General features: G+C 67.5%; 27 protein-coding genes. 21 read left to right on the top strand and 6 right to left on the bottom strand.

What is annotated here, in order from left to right; all coding sequences use genetic code 11:
• Nucleotides 1-26 precede the first annotated feature (26 nt).
• On the top strand, nt 27-545 hold the full coding sequence (locus PSEK12I1_RS0110270; protein ID WP_027601460.1) for a DUF6586 family protein: 519 nt from the start codon (nt 27-29) through the stop codon (nt 543-545).
• A 130-nt stretch (nt 546-675) separates the two neighbouring features.
• Nucleotides 676-912, top strand: a complete 237-nt coding sequence (locus PSEK12I1_RS0110275; protein ID WP_007162387.1) for a hypothetical protein — start codon at nt 676-678, stop codon at nt 910-912.
• Between the two features lie 66 nt (nt 913-978).
• Here the strand turns inward: PSEK12I1_RS0110275 and sulA are convergent, their stop codons facing one another.
• Together sulA and lexA are read right to left on the bottom strand one after the other, a co-directional pair.
• A complete protein-coding gene (gene sulA / locus PSEK12I1_RS0110280; protein ID WP_027598368.1) occupies nt 979-1479 on the bottom strand; it encodes an SOS-induced cell division inhibitor SulA in 501 nt (166 codons plus the stop codon).
• Nucleotides 1480-1661: 182 nt separating this feature from the next.
• Entirely contained in the window at nt 1662-2273 is a 612-nt protein-coding gene (gene lexA / locus PSEK12I1_RS0110285) for a transcriptional repressor LexA (RefSeq protein ID WP_007162389.1), read from the bottom strand.
• A gap of 235 nt (nt 2274-2508) precedes the next feature.
• On the opposite strand from lexA, the gene PSEK12I1_RS0110295 reads away from it, so the two are divergent.
• The 3 genes from PSEK12I1_RS0110295 (at nt 2509) to PSEK12I1_RS0110305 (ending at nt 5044) form a co-directional block, all read left to right on the top strand.
• Nucleotides 2509-3219 carry a TetR/AcrR family transcriptional regulator gene (locus PSEK12I1_RS0110295; RefSeq protein ID WP_007162390.1) on the top strand — a complete coding sequence of 237 codons (711 nt, stop codon included), beginning with the start codon at nt 2509-2511 and terminating at the stop codon, nt 3217-3219.
• An 80-nt stretch (nt 3220-3299) separates the two neighbouring features.
• Nucleotides 3300-4292 carry a beta-N-acetylhexosaminidase gene (nagZ, locus tag PSEK12I1_RS0110300; RefSeq protein ID WP_027601462.1) on the top strand — a complete coding sequence of 331 codons (993 nt, stop codon included), beginning with the start codon at nt 3300-3302 and terminating at the stop codon, nt 4290-4292.
• 11 nt (nt 4293-4303) lie between these two features.
• A complete protein-coding gene (locus PSEK12I1_RS0110305) occupies nt 4304-5044 on the top strand; it encodes an S-methyl-5'-thioinosine phosphorylase (RefSeq protein ID WP_027601463.1) in 741 nt (246 codons plus the stop codon).
• Between the two features lie 45 nt (nt 5045-5089).
• Here the strand turns inward: PSEK12I1_RS0110305 and mfd are convergent, their stop codons facing one another.
• Complete coding sequence (mfd, locus tag PSEK12I1_RS0110310; protein ID WP_027601464.1) at nt 5090-8539, bottom strand: transcription-repair coupling factor; 3450 nt, start codon at nt 8537-8539, stop codon at nt 5090-5092.
• Between the two features lie 154 nt (nt 8540-8693).
• Here mfd and PSEK12I1_RS0110315 point away from each other — a divergent pair, with 154 nt between their 5' ends.
• The gene (locus tag PSEK12I1_RS0110315; protein ID WP_007162394.1) at nt 8694-10136 is read left to right on the top strand and encodes a glyceraldehyde-3-phosphate dehydrogenase; all 1443 of its coding nucleotides are present in this window, start codon (nt 8694-8696) and stop codon (nt 10134-10136) included.
• Between the two features lie 209 nt (nt 10137-10345).
• Nucleotides 10346-11740 (top strand): Si-specific NAD(P)(+) transhydrogenase, encoded by a 1395-nt coding sequence (gene sthA / locus PSEK12I1_RS0110320; protein ID WP_027598363.1) that lies wholly within the window; start codon nt 10346-10348, stop codon nt 11738-11740.
• 358 nt (nt 11741-12098) lie between these two features.
• Here sthA and PSEK12I1_RS0110325 read toward each other — a convergent pair whose 3' ends face one another.
• From PSEK12I1_RS0110325 to PSEK12I1_RS0110335, 3 genes are read right to left on the bottom strand one after another with little or no spacing between them, the layout of a single operon-like run.
• Entirely contained in the window at nt 12099-12815 is a 717-nt protein-coding gene (locus PSEK12I1_RS0110325) for a glycerophosphodiester phosphodiesterase (protein ID WP_027601465.1), read from the bottom strand.
• Between the two features lie 15 nt (nt 12816-12830).
• Complete coding sequence (locus PSEK12I1_RS0110330; protein WP_027601466.1) at nt 12831-13121, bottom strand: phosphodiesterase; 291 nt, start codon at nt 13119-13121, stop codon at nt 12831-12833.
• Nucleotides 13118-13669: a PilZ domain-containing protein gene (locus PSEK12I1_RS0110335; RefSeq protein ID WP_027598360.1), complete on the bottom strand. Its 552-nt coding sequence runs from the start codon at nt 13667-13669 to the stop codon at nt 13118-13120. The genes PSEK12I1_RS0110330 and PSEK12I1_RS0110335 overlap by 4 nt, the downstream gene beginning before the upstream one ends.
• Nucleotides 13670-13776: 107 nt before the next feature.
• Between PSEK12I1_RS0110335 and PSEK12I1_RS0110340 the strand changes: the two genes are divergently transcribed.
• The 14 genes from PSEK12I1_RS0110340 (at nt 13777) to PSEK12I1_RS0110405 (ending at nt 26308) form a co-directional block, all read left to right on the top strand.
• Nucleotides 13777-15027 carry a lipoprotein-releasing ABC transporter permease subunit gene (locus tag PSEK12I1_RS0110340; protein ID WP_027601467.1) on the top strand — a complete coding sequence of 417 codons (1251 nt, stop codon included), beginning with the start codon at nt 13777-13779 and terminating at the stop codon, nt 15025-15027.
• Nucleotides 15020-15721, top strand: a complete 702-nt coding sequence (lolD, locus tag PSEK12I1_RS0110345) for a lipoprotein-releasing ABC transporter ATP-binding protein LolD (protein ID WP_026083696.1) — start codon at nt 15020-15022, stop codon at nt 15719-15721. The genes PSEK12I1_RS0110340 and lolD overlap by 8 nt, the downstream gene beginning before the upstream one ends.
• Before the next feature lie 7 nt (nt 15722-15728).
• Nucleotides 15729-16970: a lipoprotein-releasing ABC transporter permease subunit gene (locus PSEK12I1_RS0110350; protein ID WP_027601468.1), complete on the top strand. Its 1242-nt coding sequence runs from the start codon at nt 15729-15731 to the stop codon at nt 16968-16970.
• 104 nt (nt 16971-17074) lie between these two features.
• A complete protein-coding gene (locus PSEK12I1_RS0110355) occupies nt 17075-19315 on the top strand; it encodes a DNA internalization-related competence protein ComEC/Rec2 (protein WP_037006912.1) in 2241 nt (746 codons plus the stop codon).
• A gap of 48 nt (nt 19316-19363) precedes the next feature.
• Nucleotides 19364-19999, top strand: coding sequence for a MotA/TolQ/ExbB proton channel family protein (locus PSEK12I1_RS0110360; protein ID WP_007162403.1), 636 nt, complete (start codon nt 19364-19366; stop codon nt 19997-19999).
• Nucleotides 19996-20436, top strand: coding sequence for a biopolymer transporter ExbD (locus PSEK12I1_RS0110365; RefSeq protein WP_027601470.1), 441 nt, complete (start codon nt 19996-19998; stop codon nt 20434-20436). The genes PSEK12I1_RS0110360 and PSEK12I1_RS0110365 overlap by 4 nt, the downstream gene beginning before the upstream one ends.
• On the top strand, nt 20433-21440 hold the full coding sequence (gene lpxK / locus PSEK12I1_RS0110370; protein ID WP_027601471.1) for a tetraacyldisaccharide 4'-kinase: 1008 nt from the start codon (nt 20433-20435) through the stop codon (nt 21438-21440). The genes PSEK12I1_RS0110365 and lpxK overlap by 4 nt, the downstream gene beginning before the upstream one ends.
• A 14-nt stretch (nt 21441-21454) precedes the next feature.
• On the top strand, nt 21455-21640 hold the full coding sequence (locus PSEK12I1_RS0110375) for a Trm112 family protein (RefSeq protein ID WP_007162406.1): 186 nt from the start codon (nt 21455-21457) through the stop codon (nt 21638-21640).
• The gene (gene kdsB, locus PSEK12I1_RS0110380; RefSeq protein ID WP_027601472.1) at nt 21637-22401 is read left to right on the top strand and encodes a 3-deoxy-manno-octulosonate cytidylyltransferase; all 765 of its coding nucleotides are present in this window, start codon (nt 21637-21639) and stop codon (nt 22399-22401) included. Before PSEK12I1_RS0110375 ends, kdsB begins: the two co-directional genes overlap by 4 nt.
• Entirely contained in the window at nt 22402-22875 is a 474-nt protein-coding gene (locus PSEK12I1_RS0110385) for a low molecular weight protein-tyrosine-phosphatase (RefSeq protein WP_027601473.1), read from the top strand.
• Nucleotides 22865-23887, top strand: coding sequence for a UDP-N-acetylmuramate dehydrogenase (gene murB / locus PSEK12I1_RS0110390; RefSeq protein ID WP_027601474.1), 1023 nt, complete (start codon nt 22865-22867; stop codon nt 23885-23887). Before PSEK12I1_RS0110385 ends, murB begins: the two co-directional genes overlap by 11 nt.
• Nucleotides 23884-24459 carry a ubiquinol-cytochrome c reductase iron-sulfur subunit gene (gene petA / locus PSEK12I1_RS0110395; protein ID WP_027601475.1) on the top strand — a complete coding sequence of 192 codons (576 nt, stop codon included), beginning with the start codon at nt 23884-23886 and terminating at the stop codon, nt 24457-24459. The genes murB and petA overlap by 4 nt, the downstream gene beginning before the upstream one ends.
• A complete protein-coding gene (locus PSEK12I1_RS0110400) occupies nt 24456-25649 on the top strand; it encodes a cytochrome bc complex cytochrome b subunit (protein ID WP_027601476.1) in 1194 nt (397 codons plus the stop codon). The genes petA and PSEK12I1_RS0110400 overlap by 4 nt, the downstream gene beginning before the upstream one ends.
• Nucleotides 25646-26308, top strand: coding sequence for a cytochrome c1 (locus tag PSEK12I1_RS0110405; protein WP_027601477.1), 663 nt, complete (start codon nt 25646-25648; stop codon nt 26306-26308). The genes PSEK12I1_RS0110400 and PSEK12I1_RS0110405 overlap by 4 nt, the downstream gene beginning before the upstream one ends.
• The last annotated feature ends 66 nt before the right edge of the window (nt 26309-26374 follow it).

Consider the following 26374-nt stretch of genomic DNA (forward strand, 5'->3'; position numbering starts at 1 on the left):
GCGTGAGCCGGCTCCAGGAGAAGGGCATGGCCAACGAGCGTTATACCCGCACCAACCAGAAGCTGTACTTCGCCGGTCTGGCCCTGGAAAGCTGGCGCCTGGCCCAGGCTGCGCCCGCCGCGCAAAGCCAGGGGCGCATCATGGCCGAGCGCGAAGCCTGCCTGTTCCACCTGCACGGCGCGCTGCTCGGTCTCTGCCAGGAGGTGGCGGGTTTTTACCGGCACCCCACCATGGAGGCCACCTCGCTGGCGGTGCTGCTCGCGCCCGCCGCCCTGGATGAGGCACCCAGCCCGGAGATGGGCGAGCTCGTCGAACTGGCCGGCAATCCGGAGACCTGGCTGGCGCGACTGATCGCCGAGTACCAGCGGCTGCTGCAGCCGCCCCAGGCACCCCGGCGACCCAAGCAGGATCCGACGCTGCCCTTGATCGAGGCGGTCAGCCTGGAGCCGGCCGAGCCGGAGCTGGGTCTCGAAGAGGTGGAAGCCTGGCGTGAAAGCCTCAAGCAGACGGCGCTCAGATTCCGCGGCGCCATGACCGAGTGGTAGGGTAGTTCTCGCTACAATGCCGTAGAGGCCGTCAGGATGATGGCCTTGCAGACCGTCGAAAAAGGCTCAGGCAAGTCAGCCTCTCAGACCCCACGCTGTTACACTGTCCGCTTAGCTGTGGAGATACTGAATGACTACTGCCTACCTGGAAATCGTTGAACTCTCCGATGGTCGCATCGTGTTGCGCCGTGCGGACGACGAGGAAGCCCTCGTTACCCTGGAGTTTTCCAGCGATGCCAAGGATTTCCTGCATGGACAGCAGATAGAGGTGGCCAAGGCCATGTTCAACCTGGGTGTGCAGATGGCCGGGCGCCTGGCCGAAGGCGATAGCCTACAGCGCGACGATCAACCGCGCGTCCTGCACTGATTCTTTTCCAGATCCGGCATTCCGTCCTGGAATGCCGCCGCTACACCCCGTCCCGCCGCCTGCTTCCTACGCGAATCTGACGTTCAGACTCTGGCTGTTGCCCTGGGCCGCGGCACGTGCCAGCTGCTGCTTGCCCGCATCGCTCAGGTCGTGCAACCAGCTGATCACAGTATGGCTCTGCCCCTTGCGCAGCACCTCGCAGGCCAATTGCAGCGTCTTGGCAGCGCTCGGCGTCTGCAGCAGAAGCACACGCTCCGGATTCAGATGGGTGCTGCGCAACCAGGCGTTGCTGAGCAGCGACGGCGGCGTGACCAGGGTCAGCCAGCGGGCATCGTCCTTGTCGCTCAGCTGGCGCAGGATGGGCGCCAGCAACTGCAGGCACTGTTCCTGGCTGCCGTGCAGGGACATCTCGCTGAAGGTGTCCGGCAGTGGAGCGGCGGGCAGTTCCCGGGCCTGCTTGCCGGGCTTGGGCAGAAAGGCGGTCAGCTCCTGCAGCAGGAACTCCGGTGCCAGATCCAGCTCTTGAACCGACGAGCGCGGCGCATCGAACATCAGGGGAAATTGCATGGCGACCTCCTGGAGGCGACTCGATCAAATCCACTCGAGATCATGTACCACGGATACATGACGTCACTGTGCTCAGCCTGGTCTTGAGCGCTTTCCGGAGCGCGAATAGATACCCCCGATCAAGACTTCGGCGTAAGGCATAAAGGCGTGATAACGGCTGGCCCGAAGGCCAGCCTTAGACGTTAGCGGCGGATGACGCCAACGCTTAACCCTTCGATGGCGAATTCCTGGGTGGAAAGATCGACTTCGATAGGGGAGAACTCGGGATTTTCCGCCAGCAGGGTGACCTGGTTGCCCGAGCGCTTGAATCTCTTCACGGTGACTTCGTCGCCCACCCGGGCCACGACGATCTGGCCGTTGTGCACTTCGCGGGTCACATGGACGGCCAGCAGGTCGCCATCGAGGATGCCGACGTCTCTCATGCTCATGCCCTTGACCTTGAGCAGGTAGTCGGCACGCGGCTGGAAGAAGGCCGGGTTGATGGCGCAATTTTCCTCGACGTTCTGCTCGGCCAGGATGGGAGCGCCCGCAGCGACCCGACCGATGACCGGCAGGCTCTCGTCGGCCTTGCGTGAGGTATCCAGACCCGGGATGCGGATGCCCCGGGAGGCGCCCGGCGTCATCTCGATGGCACCCTTGCGGGCCAGCGCCTTGAGGTGCTCCTCGGCCGCATTCGGCGATTTGAAACCAAGCTCCTGCGCGATCTCCGCGCGGGTAGGCGGAAAGCCATTGGCTTCGAGGCAACGCTTGATGAAGGCCAGGATCTCGGCTTGTCGCGGTGTCAGTTTCAGCATGATGCACGTCGCGTCGTCTAATGATGCTGTGATTATATACAGTAAGTCCGGGTGGTAGGCAAGGCCGCCGACCTCGACTTCGGACGACAGGCCGCGATCGTGACCAAAAGCCCGCAGAGGGTGGAAAGACGCGGCTTCCAGGCCATCAGCTGGCCGCTCGCCGGCCGAACCGCGATTGACTTCGATAGCGTTTGAAACATATGTTTCAAACGGAATTCATCTACCGGGGAAGGTCATGGCGCAGTCGGATACCGTGGAGCGCATTCTGGATGCGGCCGAGCAACTGTTCGCCGAGCGCGGCTTTGCCGAGACCTCGCTGCGACTCATCACCACCAGAGCCGGGGTCAACCTGGCGGCGGTCAACTATCACTTCGGTTCCAAGAAGGCCCTGATCCAGGCGGTGTTCTCGCGCTTTCTCGATCCCTTCTGCTTCAACCTGGAGCGGGATCTGGATCAGTGGCAGCCCAGGAATGGCGAGGAGGTGAGCCTGGAGGCGCTGCTGAATCTGCTGGTGGATCACTCCCTGGCCATCAAGCCGCGGCATGGCAATGACCTCTCGGTGTTCATGCGGCTGCTGGGACTGGCGTTCAGCCAGAGCCAGGGCCACCTGCGCAAATACCTGGAGCAGACCTATGGCCGCGCCTTCCGTCGCTTCCTGCTGCTGGTGAATCGGGCTGTTCCCGAGATTCCGCCCCTGGAGCTGTTCTGGCGCGCCCACTTCATGCTGGGGGCTGCGGTGTTCAGCATGTCCGGCATCAAGGCGCTGCGGGCGATCGGCGAGAATGACTTCGGCGTCGATACCCACACCGACCAGGTGCTACGGCTGATGGTGCCCTTTCTTGCCACCGGCATGCGGGCGCCCACGGCGATGCACGCACCGGAACTGGCCCAGGCCCAGTATCGGCCGCGGCGGCCGGTCGCCGTGGAGACGGCCGAGACCTACTAGGCTGCGGTGCCGAGGGTGGCTGGGGTAAGCTTGCGTCCCTTTCACGGCGCCGTGCGCCGGAGCATTCGGACGAGGTACCCATGCAAGGCTCCCTGATGGTCGATATCGCTGGCACCTGGCTCACCGCCGAGGATCGCCAGCTGCTGCGTCAGCCGGAGGTGGGCGGACTGATCCTGTTCGCCCGCAACATCGAAACCCCGGGCCAGGTTCGCGAGCTGTGCCGTGCCATCCGCGCCCTGCGGCCGGAACTGCTGCTGGCCGTGGACCAGGAAGGGGGCCGCGTACAGCGTCTGCGTCGTGACGTGGTGCGGCTGCCGGCCATGGGGCAACTGGGCGGTCGCGCGGACAGCACGGAACTGGCCCGCCTCTGCGGCTGGCTGATGGCGACCGAGATCCTGGCGGTGGGGCTGGACTTCAGCTTCGCCCCGGTGCTGGACGTCGACCATGGACGCAGTCAGGTCATAGGCGCACGCTCCTTCGGCAAGGCCGAGCAGGTGATCGAACTGGGTGGTGCCTTCATCGCCGGCATGGGCGACGCCGGTATGGCCGCGACCGGGAAGCATTTCCCCGGCCACGGCTGGGCCGAAGCCGATTCCCACTATGCCATTCCCACCGACGAGCGCGATCTGGACACCCTGCTGCGCACCGACCTGCGCCCTTTCCATGCCCTGTTGCCGACCCTGGGTGCGGTGATGCCCGCTCATGTCATCTATCCCGCGGTGGATCCCCAGCCGGCCGGCTTTTCCCGGCGCTGGCTGCAGGACATCCTGCGCGGCGAACTGGATTACCAGGGCGTGATCTTCAGCGACGACCTGTCGATGGCGGGCGCCCACGTGGCGGGCGATGCCGGCCAGCGCGTCGAGGCCGCGCTCAGCGCCGGCTGCGACATGGGGCTGGTGTGCAATGACCGCGCAGCGGCCGAGCTGGCCCTGACGCGGGTGCAGCAACTGGGCGTCTCGCCCGCGCCGCGGCTGGCCAGCATGAGGGCCCGCCGTCACGTCGATCTCGATTACCGGCAGCAATCGCAGTGGAGTTTTGCCATGCGGCGGTTGCGCCAGGCTGACCTCATCTAAAGGACATTCCCATGACTACCTACGCCATCATCGGCGGTACCGGCCTCACCGCGCTCGCGGGTCTGGAGCTGGACCAGGCTCAGACCTTCGAGACGCCCTGGGGCGCGCCCTCGGCGCCCGTGCAGCGCGGCCACTATGCCGGGCGCCCGGTGCTGTTCCTGGCGCGCCATGGCCATCCCCATCGCATTCCGCCGCATCAGGTCAACTACCGCGCCAATCTCTGGGCGCTCAAGGAGGCCGGTGCCGAGGCCATCGTCGCTGTGAACGCCGTGGGCGGTATCCATGCCGCCATGGGCAGCGGTCATCTGTGCGTGCCCCATCAACTGGTGGACTACACCTGGGGGCGCGGCCATACCTTCTTCGAAGGCGCGGACCTCGAGCACGTCACCCACATCGACTTCAGCTTTCCCTACGATGAGCCCCTGCGGCAGCGTCTGCTCGGCGCACTGCGCAGGCTGCAGCTGCCGCACAGCGACCATGGCGTCTATGCCGCGACTCAGGGGCCGCGCCTGGAGACGGCGGGGGAGATCGTCCGGCTGGAGCGCGACGGCTGCGACATCGTCGGCATGACCGGGATGCCGGAGGCGGCCCTGGCCCGCGAATTGGGCCTGCCCTACGCCTGCCTGGCGCTGGTGGTGAATCCGGCGGCCGGCAAGGTGCAGCGGGAAATCACCATGGCCGAGATCGAAGCCGTCCTGGCCAGCGGCATCGACGAGGTGCGGCAGGTGCTGGCCGAGGTGCTGGCGGACTGATAGCGCTCAAGCCGCTCCCGGGATCGACCGGGAGCGGCTCTTCGATCAGCTGGCGGCGGGCGTCAGGCGGTCGAACAGGGCTTCCAGGACGTTGAAGCGCTCTTCCGCCCGCTCCATGGGTACCTGGAACTTGAACAGGGTCGCGCCTTCCAGCCGGTACTTCTTCGGCTGCGCCTGGATCATCTTCACCAGCACCAGCGGATCCACCTGGGTGTCGGCGGCGAATTCCAGCCGTCCGCCCTGGGGCCCGGCATCCACCTTGACGATGCCCAGGCCTTCCGCACGCAGCTTGAGCAGCGTCAGGCGCACGAGGTTCTTGGTCGGTTCCGGCAGGAGCCCGAAGCGGTCGATCATCTCCACCTGCAATTCCTTGAGGGCGTCTTCGTCCGCCGCCGAGGCGATGCGCTTGTAGAGGATCAGCCGCGCATGGACGTCGGGCAGGTAGTCTTCCGGGATCAGCGCGGGCACGCGCATGTTGATGTCCGGACCGCCGCCCAGGGGTTGCTCCAGGTTGGGCTGCTCGCCCTTGCGGATGGCCTTGACCGCGCGCTCCAGCATTTCCATGTAGAGGGTGAAGCCGACCGCCTGGATCTGGCCGCTCTGGCCTTCGCCGAGCAGTTCGCCGGCGCCGCGGATCTCCAGGTCGTGGGTCGCCAGGATGAAGCCGGCCCCCAGGTCCTGGGCACCGGCGATGGCTTCCAGGCGCTTCTCGGCGTCCGGCGTCATGCCCTTGCGCGGCGGGGTGAGCAGATAGGCATAGGCCTGGTGGTGACTACGGCCGACCCGGCCGCGCAGCTGGTGCAGCTGGGCCAGGCCGAACTTGTCGGCGCGCTCGATGATGATGGTGTTGGCATTGGGCACGTCGATGCCGGTCTCGATGATGGTCGAGGCCACCAGCACGTTGAATCTCTTGTGGTAGAAATCGCTCATCACCTGTTCGAGATCGCGTTCGCGCATCTGTCCGTGGCCGATGCCGACGCGGGCCTCCGGCACCAGTTCGGCCAGTTCGCGGGCCCGCTTCTCGATGGTCTTGACCTCGTTGTGTAGGAAGTACACCTGGCCGCCGCGCAGCAGTTCGCGCAGCAGGGCTTCCTTGATCACCGCGTTCTGCTCCTCCATGACGAAGGTGCGCACCGAGAGGCGCCGCGCGGGCGGGGTGGCGATGATGGACAGGTCACGCATGCCGGCCACGGCCATGTTCAGGGTGCGCGGGATCGGCGTGGCGGTGAGGGTGAGGATGTCCACCTCGCTGCGCAGCGACTTGAGCTGCTCCTTCTGGCGCACCCCGAAGCGGTGCTCTTCGTCGATGATGGCCAGGCCCAGGTCCTTGAACTTCACGTCGCCCTGCAACAGCTTGTGGGTGCCGATGATGATGTCGATCTTGCCCTCGGCCAGCTCGCGTGCGGCGGCGGCGACTTCCTGGGCCGACTTGAAGCGGCTCATCACCTCGACACGTACCGGCCAGTCGGCGAAGCGATCGCGGAAGCTGTTGTAGTGCTGCTGGGCGAGGAGGGTAGTGGGTACCAGCACCGCCACCTGGCGGCCACCGTGCACGGCGATGAAGGCCGCGCGCATGGCCACCTCGGTCTTGCCGAAGCCCACGTCGCCGCAGACCAGGCGATCCATGGGCGTGCCCGCCAGCATGTCCTTGTGCACCGCCTCGATGGCGGCCTGCTGGTCCGGCGTCTCCTCGAAGGGGAAGCCGGCGGAGAAGGTGGCGTAGTCCGCCGCCGGGTCCTTGAAGGCATAGCCCTTGCGCGCGGCACGCCGGGCATAGATGTCGAGCAGCTCGGCAGCCACGTCGCGGACCTGTTCGGCGGCCTTGCGCTTGGCCTTCTGCCAGGTCTCGGAACCCAGCTTGTGCAGCGGCGCCAGGGCGTCGTCGGTGCCCGAGTAGCGGGCGATCAGGTGCAGGTTGGCCACCGGCACATAGAGCTTGGCGTCGTCGGCGTATTCGAGCAGCAGGAATTCCTGGGGCTGGTCGTCCAGCTCCAGGGTGATCAGGCCCATGTAGCGGCCGACGCCATGGTCGATGTGCACCACCGGCGCGCCTTCGCGCAGCTCGGTGAGGTTCTTGATGACGTTCTCGCCGGCGTCACGGCCTTTCTCGCGCCGGCGGCGCTGCATGATGCGCTGGCCGAACAGCGGATTCTCCGGAATCAGGGCGACCCCGGCGTCATCCAGCACCAGGCCTTCGTCCAGCGGCGCCAGGGCGATGGCGATGCGCTCGGCGCTGGCCTGGAAGGCCGCCCAGCCGTCGACCTGGCCAGGGCGCAGGTTCAGTCGGGCGAGCAGCTCCAGCAGCACCTCGCGGCGACCGGCGCTTTCCGCGGTGAACAGCACGCGACCGGGGAAATCGGTGATGAAGTGCTCTAGGGCCGCCAGCGGCTGGCTGGCCTTGGCGTCGATGGCCAGGTCCGGCAGGGCGCGTGCGGCGAAGCGCTCGCGGCCCACGCCGGCTTCCAGGTCGTCCGCGCCGATGACCACCCGCGGCCAGGCCTTCAGCCGGGCGAAGCAGTCTTCCACCGGCAGGAAGACATCGGCCGGCGGCAGCAGCGGCCGCTCCGGATCGACCCGGCGGTCTTCGTAGCGATTACGGACATCGATCCAGAATTGCTCGGCGGCCTGTTCGATACCCGGCAGGGAAAACACCTGGGTGTTGGCCGGCAGATAGTCGAAGAGGGTCGAGGTCTCGTCGAAGAACAGCGGCAGGTAATACTCGATGCCTGCCGGGGTGATGCCGCTGGCCAGATCCTGATAGATGGGGCAGCGGCGATAGTCCACGTCGAATCTTTCGCGGAACCGCGCACGAAAACCGGTCACCGCCTCCTTATGCAGCGGGAATTCCCGCGCCGGCAGGAGGCGGATGCTGTCGACCTTGTCGATGGATCTCTGCGTCTCCGGATCGAAGGTGCGCAGCGTCTCGATCTCGTCGTCGAACAGGTCGATCCGGTAGGGCAGGTTGCTGCCCATGGGAAAGAGGTCGATCAGGGCCCCGCGCACGGCGAATTCGCCGTGTTCGTACACCGTATCCACATATCTATAGCCGGCCGCTTCCAGGCGCGCGCGGGTGGCTTCCACGTCCAGCCGCTGGCCGACGTCCAGCACCAGGCTGCTGCCGAGCAGGAAGCGCGTGGGCGCCAGGCGGTGTAGGGCAGTCGCCAGAGGGACTACCAAAATGCCGTGGGACAGCTCCGGCAGCCGATAAAGGGTGGCGACACGCTGGGAGATGATGTCCTGGTGGGGCGAGAAGACATCGTAGGGCAGCGTCTCCCAATCGGGAAAATTCAGTACCGGAAGTTCAGGGGCGAAGAAGCGCAGTTCCTGCTCCAGGCGATCAGCGGTCTGGCTGTCCTGGGTGATCAGCAGGGTGAAGCGGCGGGTCGCGGCCTTGGCGGCTTCAGCGATGGCGAGGGCTAGCGCGGCGCCGGGCAGATTGCCCCACTGCTGGCGGCCGGCGGTTTCAGGAATTGACGGGGTACGCAAAACTGACACGCGGGCGGAACTCCGGTGGATTTCGGGAGGGTTGGGATTGTAACGACCGGGCTTTCACGCTGTCAGTGCAGCGACGCGCGTAGATTGCCTGGGACAGGCAGCGCGGTCATAATGTAGTTCCTTTTTTCAGCTCCTACATAGGGAAGGATTTGTCGTGAGTCAGAAGCCTGAGCAGTGCCTTGAAGAATGGATCGATCGCGAAGCGCTCGCCGAGGCCATGATTCCCCTGATTGGTCAGCTGTACCGTAACAACAATGTTGTGACCTCCATTTACGGTCGCGGTTTGGTCAACCGTTCGGTGATCTCCATTCTCAAGGCCCACCGGTTCGCTCGCCAGATCGACAACGTCGAGCTGTCCGTGCAGGACACCTACCCGCTGGTCAAGGCCCTGAGCGAGCTGGAACTGGGCGCCGCCTCCATCGACCTCGCCCGTCTGAGCCTGAAATTCAAGGCCGAAGGCGCCGGTCGCGACCTCAAGGACTTCCTGCGCAGCGAGCTGTCCGCCGTGGTCGGCAAGCAGGGCGTCGAGCAGCGCAAGGGCAAGGACGTGGTCCTCTACGGCTTCGGTCGCATCGGTCGTCTGCTGGCGCGCATCCTCATCGAGCACCAGGGTAGCGGCGACGGTCTGCGCCTGCGCGCCATCGTCGTGCGCAAGGGCGCCGACAACGATCTGGTCAAGCGTGCCAGCCTGCTGCGTCGCGACTCCGTGCACGGTTCCTTCGACGGCACCATCACCGTCGACGAAGCCAACAGCACCCTGTGTGCCAACGGCACCCTGATCAAGGTGATCTACTCTAACGATCCCACCACCGTCGACTACACCCAGTACGGCATCCAGGATGCCATCGTGGTCGACAACACCGGCAAGTGGCGCGATGCCGAAGGCCTGGGCCAGCACCTCAAGTGCAAGGGCGTCTCCCGCGTGGTGCTGACCGCACCCGGCAAGGGCAGCCTGAAGAACATCGTGCATGGCATCAACCATGACACCATTACCGCCGAAGACACCATCGTCACCGCGGCCTCCTGCACCACCAACGCCATCGTGCCGATCCTGAAGGCGGTCAACGACAAGTACGGCATCGTCAACGGTCACGTCGAGACCGTGCATTCGTACACCAACGACCAGAACCTGATCGACAACTTCCACAAGGGCGATCGCCGTGGCCGCAGCGCCGCACTGAACATGGTCATCACCGAGACCGGCGCCGCCAAGGCCGTGGCCAAGGCACTGCCGGAACTGGCTGGCAAGCTGACCGGCAACGCCATCCGCGTGCCGACGCCCAACGTCTCCATGGCGATCCTCAACCTGAACCTGGAAAACGCCACCAGCAAGGACGAGATCAACGAGTACCTGCGCGAGATGGCGCTGCACTCGCCGCTGCACAAGCAGATCGACTTCGTGAACTCGCCGGAAGTGGTGTCCAGCGACTTCGTCGGCTCCCGCCATGCGGGTGTGGTCGATGCCGGTGCCACCATCGTCAGCGATAACCGTGTCGTCCTCTATGTCTGGTACGACAACGAGTTCGGCTACAGCTGCCAGGTCGTGCGGGTGCTGGAAGAGATGGCGGGTGTCAATCCGCCGGCCTTCCCGGCCTGAGTCTTGCGTCCTAGGCAAGGCTGACTTGCAAGAAAAAACGGGAGCCCGCGTGGCTCCCGTTTTCGTTTTGACCGGGTTTTGCGCCACAATAGCGACCCGTGACAAGAGGTCGCAGCCCCCTGGGGCGATCTCGCGCCGGATCCGGCCTCTCGCGAGGCGGTCCGGCTCCAGCCGTCGCCTGCGGACGGCTAACCTTCTGAGGAGAAAGCATGGCGGTCTATAGCTACGACGTGGTGGTACTGGGTTCGGGACCGGCAGGCGAGGGCGCGGCGATGAACGCCGCCAAGAATGGCCGTCGCGTGGCGGTGGTGGACAATCGCCAGGTGGTCGGCGGCAACTGCACCCACCTGGGCACCATTCCCTCCAAGGCGCTGCGCCATTCGGTCAAGCAGATCATCCAGTTCAACACCAACGAGATGTTCCGCTCCATCGGCGAGCCGCGCTGGTTCTCCTTTCCCGACGTGCTGCGCAGCGCCGAGCGGGTGATCGCCCGCCAGGTGTCGTCCCGCACCAGCTACTACGCGCGCAATCGCGTCGACCTGTTCTTCGGTACCGCCAGCTTCGCCGACGAGAACACCATCGAGATCGTCAACCTGCGTGGCGACCTGGAGCGCCTGGTGGCCAAGCAGGTCGTCATCGCCACCGGCTCGCGACCCTATCGCCCGGTGGACGTGGACTTCAGCCATCCGCGCATCTACGACAGCGACACCATCCTGTCGCTGACCCATACCCCGCGCCGGCTGATCATCTATGGCGCCGGGGTGATCGGCAGCGAGTACGCCTCCATCTTCAGCGGCCTCGGCGTGCTGGTGGACCTTATCGACAACCGCGACCAGCTGCTCAGCTTCCTTGACGACGAGATCTCGGACGCCCTGAGCTATCACCTGCAGAACAACAATGTGCTCATTCGTCACAACGAGGAATACGAGCGCATCGAAGGCCAGGAAAACGGCGTCGTCCTGCACCTGAAGTCCGGCAAGAAGCTGCGCGCCGATGCCCTGCTGTGGTGTAACGGCCGGACCGGCAACACCGATCAGCTGGGCCTGCAGAACGTGGGCATCTCGGTCAACAGCCGGGGCCAGGTCACCGTCGACGAGAACTACCGGACCTCGGTCGCCAACATCTACGCGGCGGGCGACGTCATCGGCTGGCCGAGTCTGGCCAGTGCCGCCTACGACCAGGGGCGTTCGGCCTCGGACAATATCCTGCACGACAACAACGGGCGGGTGGTCAACGACATCCCCACCGGCATCTACACCATTCCCGAGATCAGTTCGCTGGGCAAGACCGAGCGCGAGCTGACCCAGGAGCGGGTGCCCTACGAGGTCGGCAAGGCGTTCTTCAAGAGCATGGCGCGGGCGCAGATCTCCGGCGAACCGGTGGGCATGCTGAAGATCCTCTTCCACCGCGAGACCCTGCAGGTGCTGGGCGTGCACTGCTTCGGCGACCAGGCCTCGGAGATCCTGCACATCGGCCAGGCGATCATGAACCAGGAAGGCGAGGCGAACAGCATCCGCTATTTCGTCAACACCACCTTCAACTACCCGACCATGGCCGAGGCCTACCGGGTAGCGGCTTTCGATGGCTTGAATCGGTTGTTCTGAGGCGGCCTAGGTTGACTGGGCGGAGGCGAATGTCCGCTCGGCTAGCCCCCCTCTCCCCTCGGGAGAGGGCTGGGGTGAGGGTGCTCCCCGTAGCAGTCTCCAGTGGAAAAGGCTGCGCCGTTTTTCACGCTACGGAGTCGGCTCGTATCACGGCCATGGCGGTCCACCGCTGCGGCCGCTCCTACGGGTGTTTGCCTATAGGTAGGAGCGCGGTCTTTATCGCGGCCATGGGCCGCTCCTACGGTTACATCGAGCCTGTAGGAGCGGCCCATGGCCGCGATCAGTGAAGCATCAGAGTCCCGCAGAGGCGGCCGCAGCGACGGACCCCATGGCCGCGACTGCTGGGGCAGGCAGGAGCCTACCCCAGCGTTCGCCGCGCCAGGCTCGGAAAATCGGTGATCAGACTGTCCGCGCCGAAGTCGGCCAGGCGGCGCATCAGGCTGGCGTCGTTCACCGTCCAGACCGAGACGTGCAGGCCCTGGCGCTGAGCCTTGAGCAGCCGTTCCGGGGTGCACAGCGTCCAGTTCAGCGCCAGCAGGTGGCAGTCGTAGTGAGCGGCCACCTTGAGCGGATCCAGCCAGGCGTATTCCGCCACCAGTCCACGCGCCAGCTGTGGGGTGTCGCGCTGCAGGGCGCGCAGGACCTCGCGCGAGGAACTGGTGACGGTCACCTTGTCCTGCAGGCCGAATTCCTCGACCAGCTGGGCGATGGCTCTCACGGTCTGCGCCGCCCGCACTCGCGAGGCGCTCTTCACCTCCAGCTGCCAGTGTTCGAAGGAACACTTCTCGAACAGCTCGCGCAGGGTCGGGATGGGGCAGGGGCGCGGCCACACCGGTCCGCCCTGGCGGGCATCCAGGGCGACCAGATCGGCGACCGCCTTTTCGCTGACCTTGCCGCCACGCCCGGTGGTGCGTTTCAGGGTCGGGTCGTGGATCACCACCAGCTCGCCGTCCCGGGAGAGGTGCAGGTCCAGCTCGCAGCGCGTGACGCCCAGTTCCAGGCACAGCTCGAAACCAGCCAGGGTGTTTTCTGGGGCTTCGCCGCGGGCGCCGCGGTGTCCGTAAATAAGGGTCATGAGGGCTCCTTGGCGCTAGGGTGAGGGGACCGGGCGCCGCGGTTCGCGTACCGCGTCCAGCACCCGGTCGTTTTCGAAATAGACGCTGAAATCTCTGTAGTCCCAGCGGCGGATGGGCGGCCGACCGACCGGCGGGTGCTCCTGATCGGGCAGGCCGAAGCGTTCCAGGACCTGGCTGCGGCTGTCGCCGCGCAGTGGTAGCGGGATACTGCCATCGCCCTGCTGGCCCAGCGGGATCTGCAGGGTCTCGGCCCAGCCGGGCAGGGCGGCGCCGAGCAGCAGGAGCGCCAGCCAGGGGCGTTTCACGCCTCGTCTCCGCGGTCGGCGCGGCGCACCCGGGCCTGCTGGCGCAGGACGTGGCGCGCCAGCAGCTGGCGCTGGGCATCTTCCAGGTCGATGAAACTGGTGCCGATCTCGTACCCGCCCTTGACGGCCTGGCAACCGGTCACCTCGGCCAGCACCTGCAGGCCCAGGCCCTGGGGCGGCAGTGCCATGCGCAGGTCGAGGCGGGTGCCCAGGGCATAGGGCTCGGCATCGACGAAGGCCAGGCCGCCTTCGGACAGCACCACGTCGCGGGTGGCGCCGCTGTCGTGCAGGAGATTCCAGGTAAAGGCCTGGCCGAGCAGGTCCAGGCGCTTGTGCACCAGGCGCAGGCAGGCGGTGACGGCGCGGTCGCGCTCGTCCAGATTGCGCAGCAGGTGACGGGATTCGAATTCCAGCTGATGCAGTTCGCTCAGGAGTGCGAACAGCGGCGCGGTCTCGCCGGGGACCCCGTCGGCAGGGCTGATTTGCAGTGCGATACGGTCGGTGATGCGATAGTATTCCCGCCGTTCACGCGCGTCTGGGGTGGTCATGTCGGGCCGCTCCGTGGGTGATGGCCCCGAGTGTAGCCGGCGAGCCGGCACGGTGTCGCCGTCCAACCCGCAGGGCGCCTACGTCTTTCCGCCGTGCAAGCGAGCCTATGTTCAGACCCCTGCCGATCTACCTTGGCCTGCGTTACGTCCGCGCCAAGCGCCGCAACCATTTCGTCTCCTTCATCTCGCTCACCTCCATGATCGGCCTGGCCCTCGGCGTGGTCGTGATGATCGTGGTGCTGTCGGTCATGAACGGCTTCGACCGCGAGATGCGCGATCGCGTCCTCGGCATGATTCCCCATGCGACGGTGGAGTCCTACCAGCCGGTCAACGACTGGCGCAGCGTGCGCGAATTGGCGCTGCAGAACAGCCAGGTGGCCGCGGTGGCGCCCTTCACCCAGTTGCAGGGCATGCTGGCCCACGACAAGGCGGTGCAGACGGTATTGCTCAACGCCATCGATCCGGCCGAGGAGCCCAAGGTCTCGATCATCCCCAGCTTCATGCGCGAGGGCCGGCTCGACGACCTCAAGCCGGGCGAATTCGGCATCATCATCGGCTCTCTGGCCGCCGAGAAACTGGGCGTCAAGGTCGGCGACAAGCTCACCTATATCGCCCCGGAAGTGGCCGTGACCCCGGCCGGCATGTTTCCGCGCATGAAGAGATTCACCGTGGTGGGCATCTTCAGCGTCGGCGCCGGCGAGCTGGACGGCTCGGTGGGCCTGATCGACATCGAGGACGCCGCGCGGCTGCAGCGCTGGCCGGCGAACGCGGTGCAGGGCGTGCGCCTCAAGCTGCACGACCTGTTCCAGGCGCCGGACGTGTCCTGGAACATCGCTCGCCAGCTGCCGGGCAACGACTGGTACGCCCGCGACTGGACCCGCACCCACGGCAATCTCTACCAGGCCATCGGCATGGAAAAGACCATGATCGGCCTGCTCCTGCTGCTGATCGTCGCCGTGGCCGCCTTCAACATCGTCTCCACCCTGGTGATGGTGGTGACCGACAAGAAATCCGACATCGCCATCCTGCGCACCCTGGGCGCCACGCCCCGGCAGATCATGGCGGTGTTCATGGTCCAGGGGACCTTCATCGGCGTTATCGGCACCGCCATCGGCTGCCTGCTGGGCGTGCTCGCCGCGCTCAACGTCAGCACCGCCCTGGCCTGGGTGCAGCGGGTCACCGGGCACCAGTTCCTCAACGCCGAGGTGTACTTCATCGACTACCTGCCGGCGCAGCTGCAGCTGCACGACGTCCTGCTGGTCTGCGGCGCGTCCTTTGCCCTGAGCTTCCTGGCCACGCTCTATCCCTCCTGGAGCGCCGCCCGTACCCAACCCGCCGAGGCCCTGCGTTATGAATGATCGAGCCGTTTTGCGTTGCCAGGACCTGGGCAAGCGCTACGAGGAAGGCCCCCAGACCGTCGAGGTGCTGAGCAACGTCCAGCTGACCCTGCAACCGGGCGAGCGGGTGTCCATCGTCGGCAGTTCGGGGTCGGGCAAGACCACCCTGCTGAACCTGCTCGGCGGCCTGGATACCCCCAGCAGCGGCAGTGTCTGGCTCGACGGCGAGGAGCTGTCGGCGCTCAACGAGAAGGCCCGCGGCCTCCTGCGCAATCGCGCCATGGGCTTCGTCTACCAGTTCCACCACCTGCTGCCCGAATTCAGCGCCCTGGAAAACGTCTGCATGCCTCTGCTGATCGGCAAGGCCTCCATCGGCGAGGCCCGCGAGCGCGCCGCCAAGCTGCTGGAGCGGGTCGGTCTCGGCCATCGCCTGGGCCACAAGCCGGCCGAGCTGTCCGGTGGCGAGCGCCAGCGCGTGGCCATCGCCCGGGCGCTTGTCAACCAGCCCAAGCTGGTGCTGCTCGACGAACCCACCGGCAACCTCGACCAGCACACCGCCCACGGCATCCAGGATCTGATGCTGGAGCTGTCCACCTCGCTGCGCACCGCCTTCCTGGTGGTGACCCACGACCAGGTGCTGGCCGGCCAGATGGACCGGATGCTGCGCCTGGACGAAGGCCATCTGGTCGACGCCACGCCGGCCCGGCAGGTCTGAGGTCGCCATGTTCAGACCGCTTTCGCTGTTCATCGGCCTGAGATACACCCGCGCCAAGCGGCGCAAGTCGTTCATCTCCTTCTTCTCGCTGGTCTCCATGTTCGGCCTGGCGCTGGGCGTGCTGGCCATGATCCTGGTGCTGTCGGTGATGAACGGCTTCCAGGAGGAAATGCGTGGCCGCATCCTCGGCATGGTGCCCCATGCCTTCATCAGCGCGGCCCAGCCGCTGGACGACTGGCGCCCGCTGGCAACCAAGGCCGAGCAGCAGCCCCATGTGCTGGCGGCGGTGCCCTATACCCAGTTGCAGGGCATGCTCTCGGTACGGGGGCGCATGCAGCCGCTGCTGGTGGACGGCATCGATCCCGCCCAGGAAAAACGCGTGTCCATCGTCGGCGAGCGCATGACCCAGGGCAGTCTCGACGCCCTCAAGCCTGGCGAATTCGGCATCGTGCTGGGCGAGATCGCCGCGCGGCGCTTCCAGCTGGAGCTGGGCAGCCAGGTCACGGTGATCATCCCCGAGGTCGGCGCCACCGGCAGCATCACCCCGCGGCTGCGGCGCTTCACCGTGGTCGGCACCTTCAAGGTCGGCGCCGAACTGGATGCCTCCCTGGCGCTGATCAACGTCGCCGATGCCGCGCCGCTCAAGGGCTGGCAGCCGGGCCAGGTGGAAAGCATCCGCCTGGCGCTGGACGATCTGTTCCAGGCGCCGCGCATTTCCCGCGACGTGGCCAAGGCCCTCGGCGACGGCTACCAGGCGCGCGACTGGACGATCTCCCAGGGCAGCCTGTTCCAGGCCATGCAGATGGAAAAGACCATGATCGGCCTGCTGCTCTTGCTGATCGTCGCCGTGGCCGCCTTCAACATCATCGCCACCCTGATCATGGTGGTGGCCGACAAGAAGGCCGACATCGCCATCCTGCGCACCCTGGGCGCCACGCCCGGGCAGATCATGGCGGTGTTCATGGTGCAGGGCACGGTGATCGGCCTGGTCGGTACCCTGATCGGCGGCGTGCTGGGCGTCATCGCGGCGCTCAACGTCAGCAGCTGGATCGCCGCCCTGGAGCGCCTGGTCGGCCACAAGCTGTTTGGCGGCGACATGTACTTCATCAGCAACCTGCCGTCGCGGCTGGAGCTGGAAGACGTGGTGCTCATCGCCGTGGCCGCCCTGAGCATGAGTTTCCTGGCGACCCTCTATCCCGCCTGGCGCGCCTCGCGCACCTCACCGGCCGAAGCCCTGCGCTACGACTGATCTCCTGCCGGGCCAGGGGGCGCCATGCCCCTGGTCCTGTGGCGTCCAAACTTCTCTAATCCGCGCTTCTGAAGCCCTTTCGGCTCTCCATGGATGGAGTCCTGATGCGCGCCGCTCTGCTGTCCTTTGCCCTGGGCGTGCTGCTCCTGCGCGCCTTCGCCACGCTGCCGTCGCTACCGCTGCTGGCGGCCCTCGCGGCCGTGGCCCTGGTGCTGCTGTTCACCCGCTTCCTGGCGCTCGGTGCCCTTGGGCTGGGTCTGGCCTGGGCGCTGCTCAATGGCCACTGGGCGCTGGACGATCGCCTGGATCCGGCGCTGGAACAGCGGGTGCTGTGGATCGACGGCCAGATCAGCGGGCTGCCCACGGTGGACGCCGATTCGGTGAGTTTCGTGCTCGCCGGGGCGACCAGCCGCCGCGCGCTTGAGCTGCCGGCGCGGATCCGCCTGAGCTGGCACGGCGGGCCGCGCCCGCTGGCCGGCGAACGCTGGCGCCTGGCTGCGGAATTGCGCGGCCCCGCCGGTCTGGTCAACCCCCTCGGCCAGGATCGCGAAGCCTGGCTGCTGGCCCAGGGCATAGGCGCCACCGGCAGCGTCAAGGATGGCCAGCGCCTGGCCGCCGCCAGTGGCCTGGCGACCTGGCGCGACGGCATCCGGCAATACCTGCAGAGGCGCGATCCGGCCGGGCAGGGCGGGCTGCTCGCCGCCCTGGTGGTGGGCGACGGCTCGGGCATCACCGATGCCCAGTGGCAGCTGTTCCAGGACACCGGCACCGTGCACCTGATGGTCATCTCCGGGCAGCACATCGGCCTGATCGCCCTGGGCGTCTACGCCGGAGTGGTCCTCCTGGCGCGGCATGGCTGCTGGCCGCGCCGGCTGCCCTGGCGCCTGTCCGCGGCGGTGCTGACCATCGCCACCGCGCTGGGCTACGGACTGCTGGCCGGCTTCGAGGTGCCGGTGCAGCGGGCCTGCGTCATGGTCACCCTGGGCCTGGTCTGGCAACTCGGGCGCCAGCAGGTGCGGCTGGCGGATGCCGTGCTGCTGGCCTTGGTGCTGGTGCTGGCCGCCAATCCGCTGGTCAGTCTGCTGCCTGGATTCTGGCTGTCCTTTGGCGCCGTACTGTTGCTGCTGTGGAGCTTTGCTGGCCGCCTGGGCCGCCTGCCCTGGTGGCTCACCCTCGGACGCGCCCAGTGGTGCATGGCCGTGGGCCTGGCGCCGCTGCTGCTGGCGCTGGGCCTGCCCCTGAGTCTGAGCGGCCCGCTGGCCAATGCCCTGGCCGTGCCGCTGATGGACCTGGCCGTCGTGCCCCTGGCCCTGGTGGGGACGCTGCTGTCCCTGCTCTGGTCGCCGCTGGGAACTCCGGCCTTGCTGCTGGCGGGTGGCCTGCTGCAGGGACTGCTTTGGCTGCTGGGCGGCTTGGCGCACCTGGGGGCGGCCTGGCAACCGGTATTGGCACCGACCTGGGCGCTATGGCTGGCGGGGCTGGGCGCGCTGCTGGCCCTGCTGCCCGCGGGGGTGCCGCTGCGAGTCTTCGGCGCGCTGCTGATGCTGCCGGGGCTGTTTCCCCCGCCACCGCTACCCGCGGAGGGCCTGGCACGGATCACCGTGCTGGACGTGGGGCAGGGCCTGGCGGTGCTGGTGCGCACCCGTGACCATGCGCTGCTCTATGATGCCGGTCCGCGCCAGGACAGCTACGACAGCGGCGCCCGGGTCGTCCTGCCCAACCTGAAGGCCTTCGGCATCGGCAGCCTGGACGTCATGCTGCTCAGTCATGCCGATGCCGACCACGCCGGTGGTGCGCCGGCCGTGGCCAGGGGACTGCCGCCAGGACAGGTGCTCAGTGGCGAGGCGGGACGCCTCACGCCGGAACTGCACGCCCGGGACTGCACGGATGGGGCCGAGTGGCGCTGGAACGAGGTCGCCTTCACCACCTGGTGGCATCCCGCGGCGGATTCCAACGCGTCCTCCTGCGTGCTCAGCGTCGTGGCCAGGGGCGAACGCCTGCTGCTGACCGGCGACATCGACGCCCGCCGTGAAGCCGAACTGCTGGCCAGCGGTGTGCCCGTGGCGGCGGAATGGCTGGTCGCGCCGCACCACGGCAGTCGCAGCGGCTCCAGCGCCGCCTTCATCGACGCCGTCCAGCCGCGCGGCGTGCTCATCTCCCGGGGGCTGAACAATCGCTATGGCCATCCCCATCCCCAGGTGCTGGCGCGCTATCGCGAATACGGCGTGCTGCCCTATGACACCGCGGCGCTCGGCGCCCTGACCTGGACCCTCGGCCGCTGGGAGGCACCGCAGGGGCAGCGCCAGGCGCGTCACTGGTGGCGGATCAGCCCGCCGACACCCTGAGGCGTTCGTGCTAGAGTGGCCGCATTTTGCGGCAGGGGTAACGGTCTCGTGTTCGAAATGGTCAAAGCGGGCGGCTGGATGATGCTGCCGATCATTCTCAGTTCCATCCTGGCCACGGCCATCATCGCCGAGCGGCTGTGGACCCTCAGGCGCAGCCGGGTCGCACCGCCGACGCTGCTCGCCCAGGTCTGGCGCTGGATCCAGGACAAGCAGCTCAATGCCGAGCGGCTGCGCGAATTGCGCGCCGGATCGCCTTTGGGCGACATCCTCGCCGCGGGCCTGGCCAATTCCCGCCACGGCCGCGACATCATGAAGGAAGCCATCGAGGAAGCCGGCAGCCGCGTGGTGCACGACCTCGAGCGCTACCTCAACACCCTCGGCAGCATCGCCGCCCTGGCGCCCCTGATGGGTCTGCTGGGTACGGTGTTCGGCATGATCGACATCTTCAGCGCCTTCATGAACGACGGCATGGCCAATGCGCCCATCCTCGCCGGCGGTATCTCCAAGGCCCTGGTCACCACCGCCACCGGCCTGCTGGTGGCGATTCCCGCGGTGTTCTTCCATCGCTACCTGCTGCGCCGGGTCGATGAGCTGGTGGTGGGCATGGAGCAGGAAGCGGTCAAGCTGGTGGACATCCTTCACGGCGATCGCGAGGTGGACGTCCGCGAAGGAGCCCCGGCGTGAAATTCCGTCGCCGCGCCGGGGGCGCCGCTCGCGAAGAGGTCTATATCAACCTGGCGTCCTTCATCGACGTCATCTTCGTCCTGCTGCTGTTCTTCGTGGTGACCGCCACCTTCAGCAAGCCCAGCCAGCTGAAGATCGAATTGCCCGAGGCCGATAGCGCCGCCGCGGCCGCCAACCAGGGCAGGATCCTGGAAATCAGCATCACCGCCGAAGGCCAGATGGCGCTCAACGGCCAGACCCTGGCGCGCAACGACCTGACCGGCCTGACCACCGCGCTGCAGCGGGAATCCGGCGGCGACAACAGCCTGCCGCTGGTGATCACCGCCGATGGCCGCGCCACCCACCAGGCGGTGGTCATGGCCATGGACGCCGCCGGCAAGCTGGGTTTCAGCCAGTTGCGCATCACCACCCTCGAGGCCCAGGCGAAACGGCCGTGAGCCTGGGCGAGCGCCTGGTCCGCGCCTGGTACCAGGGGTATCCGGCCCTGGGCCTGCTGGCGCCGCTCGAAGCCCTCTATCGCCGGGTCGCCCGGCGCAAGCGCCAGCGTTTCCTGGCGGGGCAGGGCAGCATCCATCGCGCGCCGGTGCCGGTCATCGTGGTGGGCAATCTCACCGTGGGCGGTACCGGCAAGACGCCCATGATCCTCTGGCTGATCGGCCATCTGCGCGCCCGTGGGCTCAAGGTCGGGGTGGTCAGCCGCGGCTATGGCGCCACGCCGCCGAGTCTGCCCTGGCGGGTCCGGGCCAGCGACACCGCCGCCGTCGCCGGCGACGAGCCGCTGCTGATCGTGCAGCGCACCGGGGTGGCGCTGGTGACGGATCCCGACCGCGGTCGCGCCGTCGAACGCCTGCTCGCCGAAGAGTCGCTCGACGTCATCCTCAGCGACGACGGCCTGCAGCACTATCGCCTGGCCCGCGACCTGGAGCTGGTGATGGTCGATGCGGCGCGCGGCTTCGGCAACGGTCGCTGCCTGCCGGCAGGCCCCCTGCGCGAACCCCTGGAACGCCTGGCCGAGGTGGACGCCGTGATCCACAACGGCGCCGCGGTCGATCCGGCCGACGGCTTCGGCCTGACCCTGCAGCCCAGTGCCCTGGTCAATCTGCGCAGCGGCGAGACGCGACCGCTGGATTTCTTTCCGCCGGGGCAGCGCCTGCACGCCCTGGCCGGCATCGGCAACCCCGGGCGTTTCTTCGCCACCCTCGAAGGACTACACTGGCAGCCGTTGCCCCATGCCTTCGCCGATCACGCCACCTACAGCGCCGCGGACCTGACCTTCACCCCCGCGCTGCCGCTGGTGATGACCGAGAAGGACGCGGTCAAGTGCCGGTCCTTCGCCGCCGCCGACTGGTGGTACCTGGCGGTGGACGCCCAGCCCTCGGCCGCCTTCGTCGCCTGGCTGGACGGGCGTCTCGACCGACTCCTGCCCGAACACTCTCACTGACGGAACCTCTGCCCATGGATCTCAAGCTGCTGGACATCCTCGCCTGCCCCCTGACCAAGAGCCCGCTGATCTTGAGCGACGACAAGACCGAGCTCATCAGCAAGGCCGCCGGCCTGGCCTTCCCGATTCGCGACGGCATCCCGGTGATGCTGGAAAGCGAGGCGCGCATCATCACCACGGACGAGCGTCTGGATAAATGAGCACCGCCTTCACCGTCGTCATTCCGGCGCGACTGGCCAGCACCCGGCTGCCCAACAAGCCGCTGCTCGACATCGCCGGCAAGCCGATGATCCAGCACGTCTGGGAGCAGGCCCGCCGCAGCGGCGCCGCGCAGGTGGTGGTGGCGACCGACCACGACGACATCCAGCGTGCCTGCGAAGGCTTTGGCGCCCGGGTCCTGCTGACCCGCGCCGACCATGCCTCGGGCACCGATCGCCTGGCCGAGGTGGCCGAGCTGCTCGGCCTGGCCAGCGACGCCCTGGTGGTCAACGTCCAGGGCGACGAGCCGCTGATTCCGCCGGCGGTGATCGACCAGGTGGCGGCCAACCTCGCCGCCCATCCCGAAGCCGGGGTAGCCACCCTGGCCGAGCCGATCAGTGACGTCGATAGCCTGTTCAATCCCAATGTGGTCAAGGTGAGCACCGACGTGAACGGCCTGGCACTGACCTTCAGCCGGGCACCGCTGCCTTGGGCGCGCAACGCCTTCGCCAGCGATCGCGCGCAGCTGCCCCTGGGCTTTCCCTATCGTCGCCACATCGGCATCTACGCCTACCGCGCCGGCTTCCTCGCCGATTTCGTCAGCTGGGGTCCCTGCGCCCTGGAAGAGACCGAAGCCCTGGAGCAATTGCGCGCCCTCTGGCACGGCGTGCGCATCCATGTCGCCGATGCCCTGGAAGCGCCCCAGGCCGGCGTGGATACCCTGGAAGACCTCGAGCGCGTCCGTCGCCTGCTGGGAGCCTAGATGACCCTGCGCATCCTGTTCGTCTGCATGGGCAACATCTGCCGCTCGCCCACCGCCGAAGGCATCCTCAGGGCCAAGCTGGACACCGCCGGCCTTGCCGAGGCGGTGGAGCTGGACTCGGCCGGCACCGGCGACTGGCATGTCGGCAAGGCACCGGATCCCCGCGCCATCCAGGCCGCGGCCGGTCGCGGCTATGACATCGGCGACCTGCGCGCGCGCCAGGTCGCTGAGGACGATTTCCAGCGCTTCGACCTGATCCTGGCCATGGACCAGGACAACCTCGCCTGGCTGGAACAGTTGCGTCCGGACGAGGGCGCCGTGCCCGAACTCTTCCTGGCGCGCCAGGGCCTGGCGGTGGACGAGGTGCCCGATCCCTATTACGGCGGCGCAGCCGGCTTCGAGCGGGTCCTCGACCTGCTGGAAAGCGCCTGCGATGGCCTGGTCGCCGAGGTGGCTGCCCGTCATGGTCGCTGAGCTGCAACAGCAGGTCCCGCTGCAGGGCCTCAATACCTTTGGCCTGGTGGCAGAAGCCGACCGCTATCTGGAAGCCGCCAGTGACGTCGAGGTCCGCGCAGCCCTGGCGCTGGCCCGACAGCTGGGCGTGCCCCTGCGGGTGCTGGGCGGTGGCAGCAACCTGGTCCTGCCCGAACGGGTCGAGGGCCTGGTGCTGCGGCTGACCTCGCGCGGTATCCGTCTGCTGGCGGAGGAGGGCGATGCCCTGCTGGTGGAAGCCGAAGCCGGCGAGCCCTGGCACCCCTTCGTCATGGCCACCCTGGCCAACGGCTGGTACGGCCTGGAAAATCTCAGCCTGATCCCGGGCACCGTGGGCGCCTCGCCGATCCAGAACATCGGCGCCTATGGCGTCGAATTGAAGGACAGATGTGCGGGCGTCACGGCGCTCGATCGCCACAGCGGCGAACTCCATGACCTCAGTCTGGCCGATTGCGCCTTCGCCTACCGCGAGAGTCGCTTCAAGGCCGAGGCCGGACGCTGGATCGTGCTGCGGGTGCGCTTCCATCTCAGTCGGCGCCCGCAGCTGGTGCTGGACTACGGTCCGGTGCGCCAGGCCCTGACCGAGGCGGGCGTCACGCAGCCGACCCCCGAGGCCGTCAGCGCGGCCATCTGCAGCATCCGCCAGAGCAAACTGCCCGACCCGGCGGTGCTGGGCAATGCCGGCAGCTTCTTCAAGAATCCGGTGGTGACCGCTGCCGAAGCCGCCGCGCTGCAGGGCCGCTATCCAGGTCTGCCGACCTATCCGCAGGCCGATGGCAGCGTCAAGCTGGCCGCCGGCTGGCTGATCGACCAGGCCGGCTGGCGCGGTCATCGCGATGGCGCCGTGGGGGTGCATGCCGCCCAGGCGCTGGTGCTGGTCAACTTCGGCGGCGCCCGCAGTCGCGACGTCCTGGCCCTGGCCGAGCGCATCCGCGCCTCGGTGCGCGAGCGCTTCGGCGTGACGCTGGAGATGGAGCCGGGAAGCCTGACGTGACCGACGACGCCCCCGATGCCCAACGCCGCCGCCTGTTGATCGCCACCACCTCCGCCGTCGGCGGCCTGGGGCTGGTGGCGGGTAGCGTGCCCTTCGTCTGCGCCCTGCGGCCCAGTCGTTCGGCGGAGGTGGCGGCGGCGCCGGTCGAGGTGGATCTCAAAACGCTGCGCGAAGGCGAGCAACTCACGGTGCAGTGGCGCGGCCAGCCGGTCTGCGTGCTGCGCCGCAGCGCGGCCGACCAGGCCCGGCTGTTGGCCGACCAGGCCGGCCTCGCCGACCCGGATTCCCGGGAATCCAGCCAGCCACCCTATGTGGATCCACGGCTGAGATCACGGCGGCCGGACATCTTCGTGGTCACCGCTATCTGCACCCACCTCGGCTGCATTCCGTCCCTGGACACGGCGGCCGCGACGAACAAGGGCTATCTCTGTCCCTGCCATGGCTCCCATTTCGATCTCGCTGGGCGGGTCTATCGCGACCAGCCGGCACCCCTGAATCTGGCCGTGCCTCCCTATCACTTCAAAGGCGAGAGCCTGCTGGTGATCGGCAGCGACGGGGAGGGCGCGGTATGAGGGACAGGGAGCCCGGCTGGCTGGAGCGACGGCTGCCGATCGGCGCCTTCTGGCGCCGGCACCTCGGCGACTACCGGGTGCCGCGCAATCTCAACGTCTTCTATCTGTTCGGCTCGCTGCTGCTCTTCATCCTGGCGCTGCAGGTGCTGACCGGACTCTGGCTGCTGTTCGGCTATGAGCCCACCGTGAAGGGTGCCTTCGCCTCGGTCCAGCTGTTCATGCGCGAGGTGCCCTTCGGCTGGCTGATCCGCTATCTGCATGCGGTGGGCGCCTCGGCGCTGTTCGTCTGCCTCTATCTGCACATGCTGCGCGGCCTGCTCTATGGCTCCTATCGCGCGCCACGAGAGCTGGTCTGGAGCTTTGGCGTGCTGCTCTATCTGCTCCTGCTGGCCCAGGCCTTCTTCGGCTATCTGCTGCCCTGGGGACAACTTTCCTACTGGGGCGCCCAGGTGTCCCTCAGTGCCGTCGAGGCCGTGCCCCTGATCGGCCCGACCCTGGCCGACCTGCTGCGCGGCGGGATAGTGCTGTCCGATGCCAGCCTGCGCCGCTTCCAGGCCCTGCATGTGGTCGGGCTGCCACTGCTGATCCTTGCACTGGTGAGCCCGCACGTCGTCGCCCTGCGCCAGACCGGCTCGAACAATCCCGAGGGTGACGAGCGCGAGGTAAGCGGTGCCGCCGGGGTGCCTTTCCATCCCTATCTGACGCTCAAGGACCTCTGCGGCCTGGCGGTCTTCCTGCTGGTCTTTCTCGCCGTGGTGCTGCTGGCGCCGGACCTGGGCGGACTGGTGCTGGAACCGGCCAACCAGCAACCGGCCGATCCGCTGGTGACCCCCGCGCACATCGCGCCGCCCTGGTACCTGGCCCCCTTCTATGCGCTGCTGCGCGCGGTGCCGAGCAAGGCCGGCGGTCTCGGCCTGGCGGCCCTGGCCATCGCCCTGCTGTTCGTCTTGCCCTGGCTGGATCGCAGTCCGGTCCGCTCGGTCCGCCGCAAGGCCTGGCCGGCGCGACTGGGGCTGTACCTGGCCTGCCTGGCCTTTGTCGCCCTGGGCGTGCTGGGCGTGGTCGCCCTGACCGATGGGCGCCTGCTGCTGGCGCGTCTGGCGGCGGGTGTCTATTTCATCGGCCTGCTGGGCATGCCCTGGTACAGCAGGCTGGGTCGTCCGCGTACGCCAGCGGAGTCCCGGTCATGAGTCGCGTTCTGCTGCTGGTCCTGCTGCTGTGCAGTGGTCTGGCCATGGGCACCGAAGGCGATCCCCGGGCCGGTGCCATCAGCTTCGGCCGCTATTGCCTGGCCTGCCATGGCCAGGAGTACCAGCGCTTCGACCGGGTCGCCGCAGATCTTCACCTCGACCTCGCCAGCTGGGCGCCCGGACGCACCCCCAGCGCGCCCATGCTCGGGCTGCTCAAGCCCGAGGACGCCCAGCGTGCCTTTGGCAGCGTGCCGCCGGATCTCACCCTGATCGCCGCGGTGCGCGGCGAGGCCTGGCTGCGCGCCTTCCTGCAGGAATTCTATGTGGCGCCCGGGCGGCCGCTCGGGGTCGACAACCTCAGGGCACCCGGCACGCGCATGCCCGACGTCCTGGCCGCCCTGCGCGGCCGCCAGGTGCGCGACTGCAGCGCGGGACGTTGCGTGCTGCGCCTGGAACCCGGCAGCGGCACCCAGACGCCCGAGCAGTTCGCGCGCACCGTCGACGATCTGGTCGCCTACCTCGCTTATTCCGCCGCGCCCGAGCGCAGCCTGGCCTGGCGCCTCGCGCCCTGGGTGCTGGGCTATCTGCTGCTGTTCGCCGTCCTGGCCTTCTGGCTCAAGCGCGAATTCTGGCGGCGATTGCCCGACAGTGAGCGATGAGACTAGGTGGCGGGCGGCAAGGTGCGAGATAATCCCTTCTTTGCAGCTTCGCCCCCAACGGGGGAG

Origin of the sequence: Pseudomonas sp. MOIL14HWK12:I1 (assembly GCF_000510705.1) — a bacterium.
Taxonomy (GTDB): domain Bacteria; phylum Pseudomonadota; class Gammaproteobacteria; order Pseudomonadales; family Pseudomonadaceae; genus Chryseomonas; species Chryseomonas oryzihabitans.

What these genes read in the sequence shown, in the direction of transcription:
- PSEK12I1_RS0110270 (WP_027601460.1), top strand. Translation starts at nt 27, where the DNA reads ATGGCCAACGAGCGTTATACCCGCACCAACCAGAAGCTGTACTTCGCC.
- PSEK12I1_RS0110275 (WP_007162387.1), top strand. Translation starts at nt 676, where the DNA reads ATGACTACTGCCTACCTGGAAATCGTTGAACTCTCCGATGGTCGCATC.
- sulA (WP_027598368.1), bottom strand. Translation starts at nt 1,479, where the DNA reads ATGCAATTTCCCCTGATGTTCGATGCGCCGCGCTCGTCGGTTCAAGAG.
- lexA (WP_007162389.1), bottom strand. Translation starts at nt 2,273, where the DNA reads ATGCTGAAACTGACACCGCGACAAGCCGAGATCCTGGCCTTCATCAAG.
- PSEK12I1_RS0110295 (WP_007162390.1), top strand. Translation starts at nt 2,509, where the DNA reads ATGGCGCAGTCGGATACCGTGGAGCGCATTCTGGATGCGGCCGAGCAA.
- nagZ (WP_027601462.1), top strand. Translation starts at nt 3,300, where the DNA reads ATGCAAGGCTCCCTGATGGTCGATATCGCTGGCACCTGGCTCACCGCC.
- PSEK12I1_RS0110305 (WP_027601463.1), top strand. Translation starts at nt 4,304, where the DNA reads ATGACTACCTACGCCATCATCGGCGGTACCGGCCTCACCGCGCTCGCG.
- sthA (WP_027598363.1), top strand. Translation starts at nt 10,346, where the DNA reads ATGGCGGTCTATAGCTACGACGTGGTGGTACTGGGTTCGGGACCGGCA.
- PSEK12I1_RS0110325 (WP_027601465.1), bottom strand. Translation starts at nt 12,815, where the DNA reads ATGACCCTTATTTACGGACACCGCGGCGCCCGCGGCGAAGCCCCAGAA.
- PSEK12I1_RS0110335 (WP_027598360.1), bottom strand. Translation starts at nt 13,669, where the DNA reads ATGACCACCCCAGACGCGCGTGAACGGCGGGAATACTATCGCATCACC.
- PSEK12I1_RS0110340 (WP_027601467.1), top strand. Translation starts at nt 13,777, where the DNA reads ATGTTCAGACCCCTGCCGATCTACCTTGGCCTGCGTTACGTCCGCGCC.
- lolD (WP_026083696.1), top strand. Translation starts at nt 15,020, where the DNA reads ATGAATGATCGAGCCGTTTTGCGTTGCCAGGACCTGGGCAAGCGCTAC.
- PSEK12I1_RS0110350 (WP_027601468.1), top strand. Translation starts at nt 15,729, where the DNA reads ATGTTCAGACCGCTTTCGCTGTTCATCGGCCTGAGATACACCCGCGCC.
- PSEK12I1_RS0110355 (WP_037006912.1), top strand. Translation starts at nt 17,075, where the DNA reads ATGCGCGCCGCTCTGCTGTCCTTTGCCCTGGGCGTGCTGCTCCTGCGC.
- PSEK12I1_RS0110375 (WP_007162406.1), top strand. Translation starts at nt 21,455, where the DNA reads ATGGATCTCAAGCTGCTGGACATCCTCGCCTGCCCCCTGACCAAGAGC.
- kdsB (WP_027601472.1), top strand. Translation starts at nt 21,637, where the DNA reads ATGAGCACCGCCTTCACCGTCGTCATTCCGGCGCGACTGGCCAGCACC.
- PSEK12I1_RS0110385 (WP_027601473.1), top strand. Translation starts at nt 22,402, where the DNA reads ATGACCCTGCGCATCCTGTTCGTCTGCATGGGCAACATCTGCCGCTCG.
- murB (WP_027601474.1), top strand. Translation starts at nt 22,865, where the DNA reads ATGGTCGCTGAGCTGCAACAGCAGGTCCCGCTGCAGGGCCTCAATACC.
- PSEK12I1_RS0110400 (WP_027601476.1), top strand. Translation starts at nt 24,456, where the DNA reads ATGAGGGACAGGGAGCCCGGCTGGCTGGAGCGACGGCTGCCGATCGGC.
- PSEK12I1_RS0110405 (WP_027601477.1), top strand. Translation starts at nt 25,646, where the DNA reads ATGAGTCGCGTTCTGCTGCTGGTCCTGCTGCTGTGCAGTGGTCTGGCC.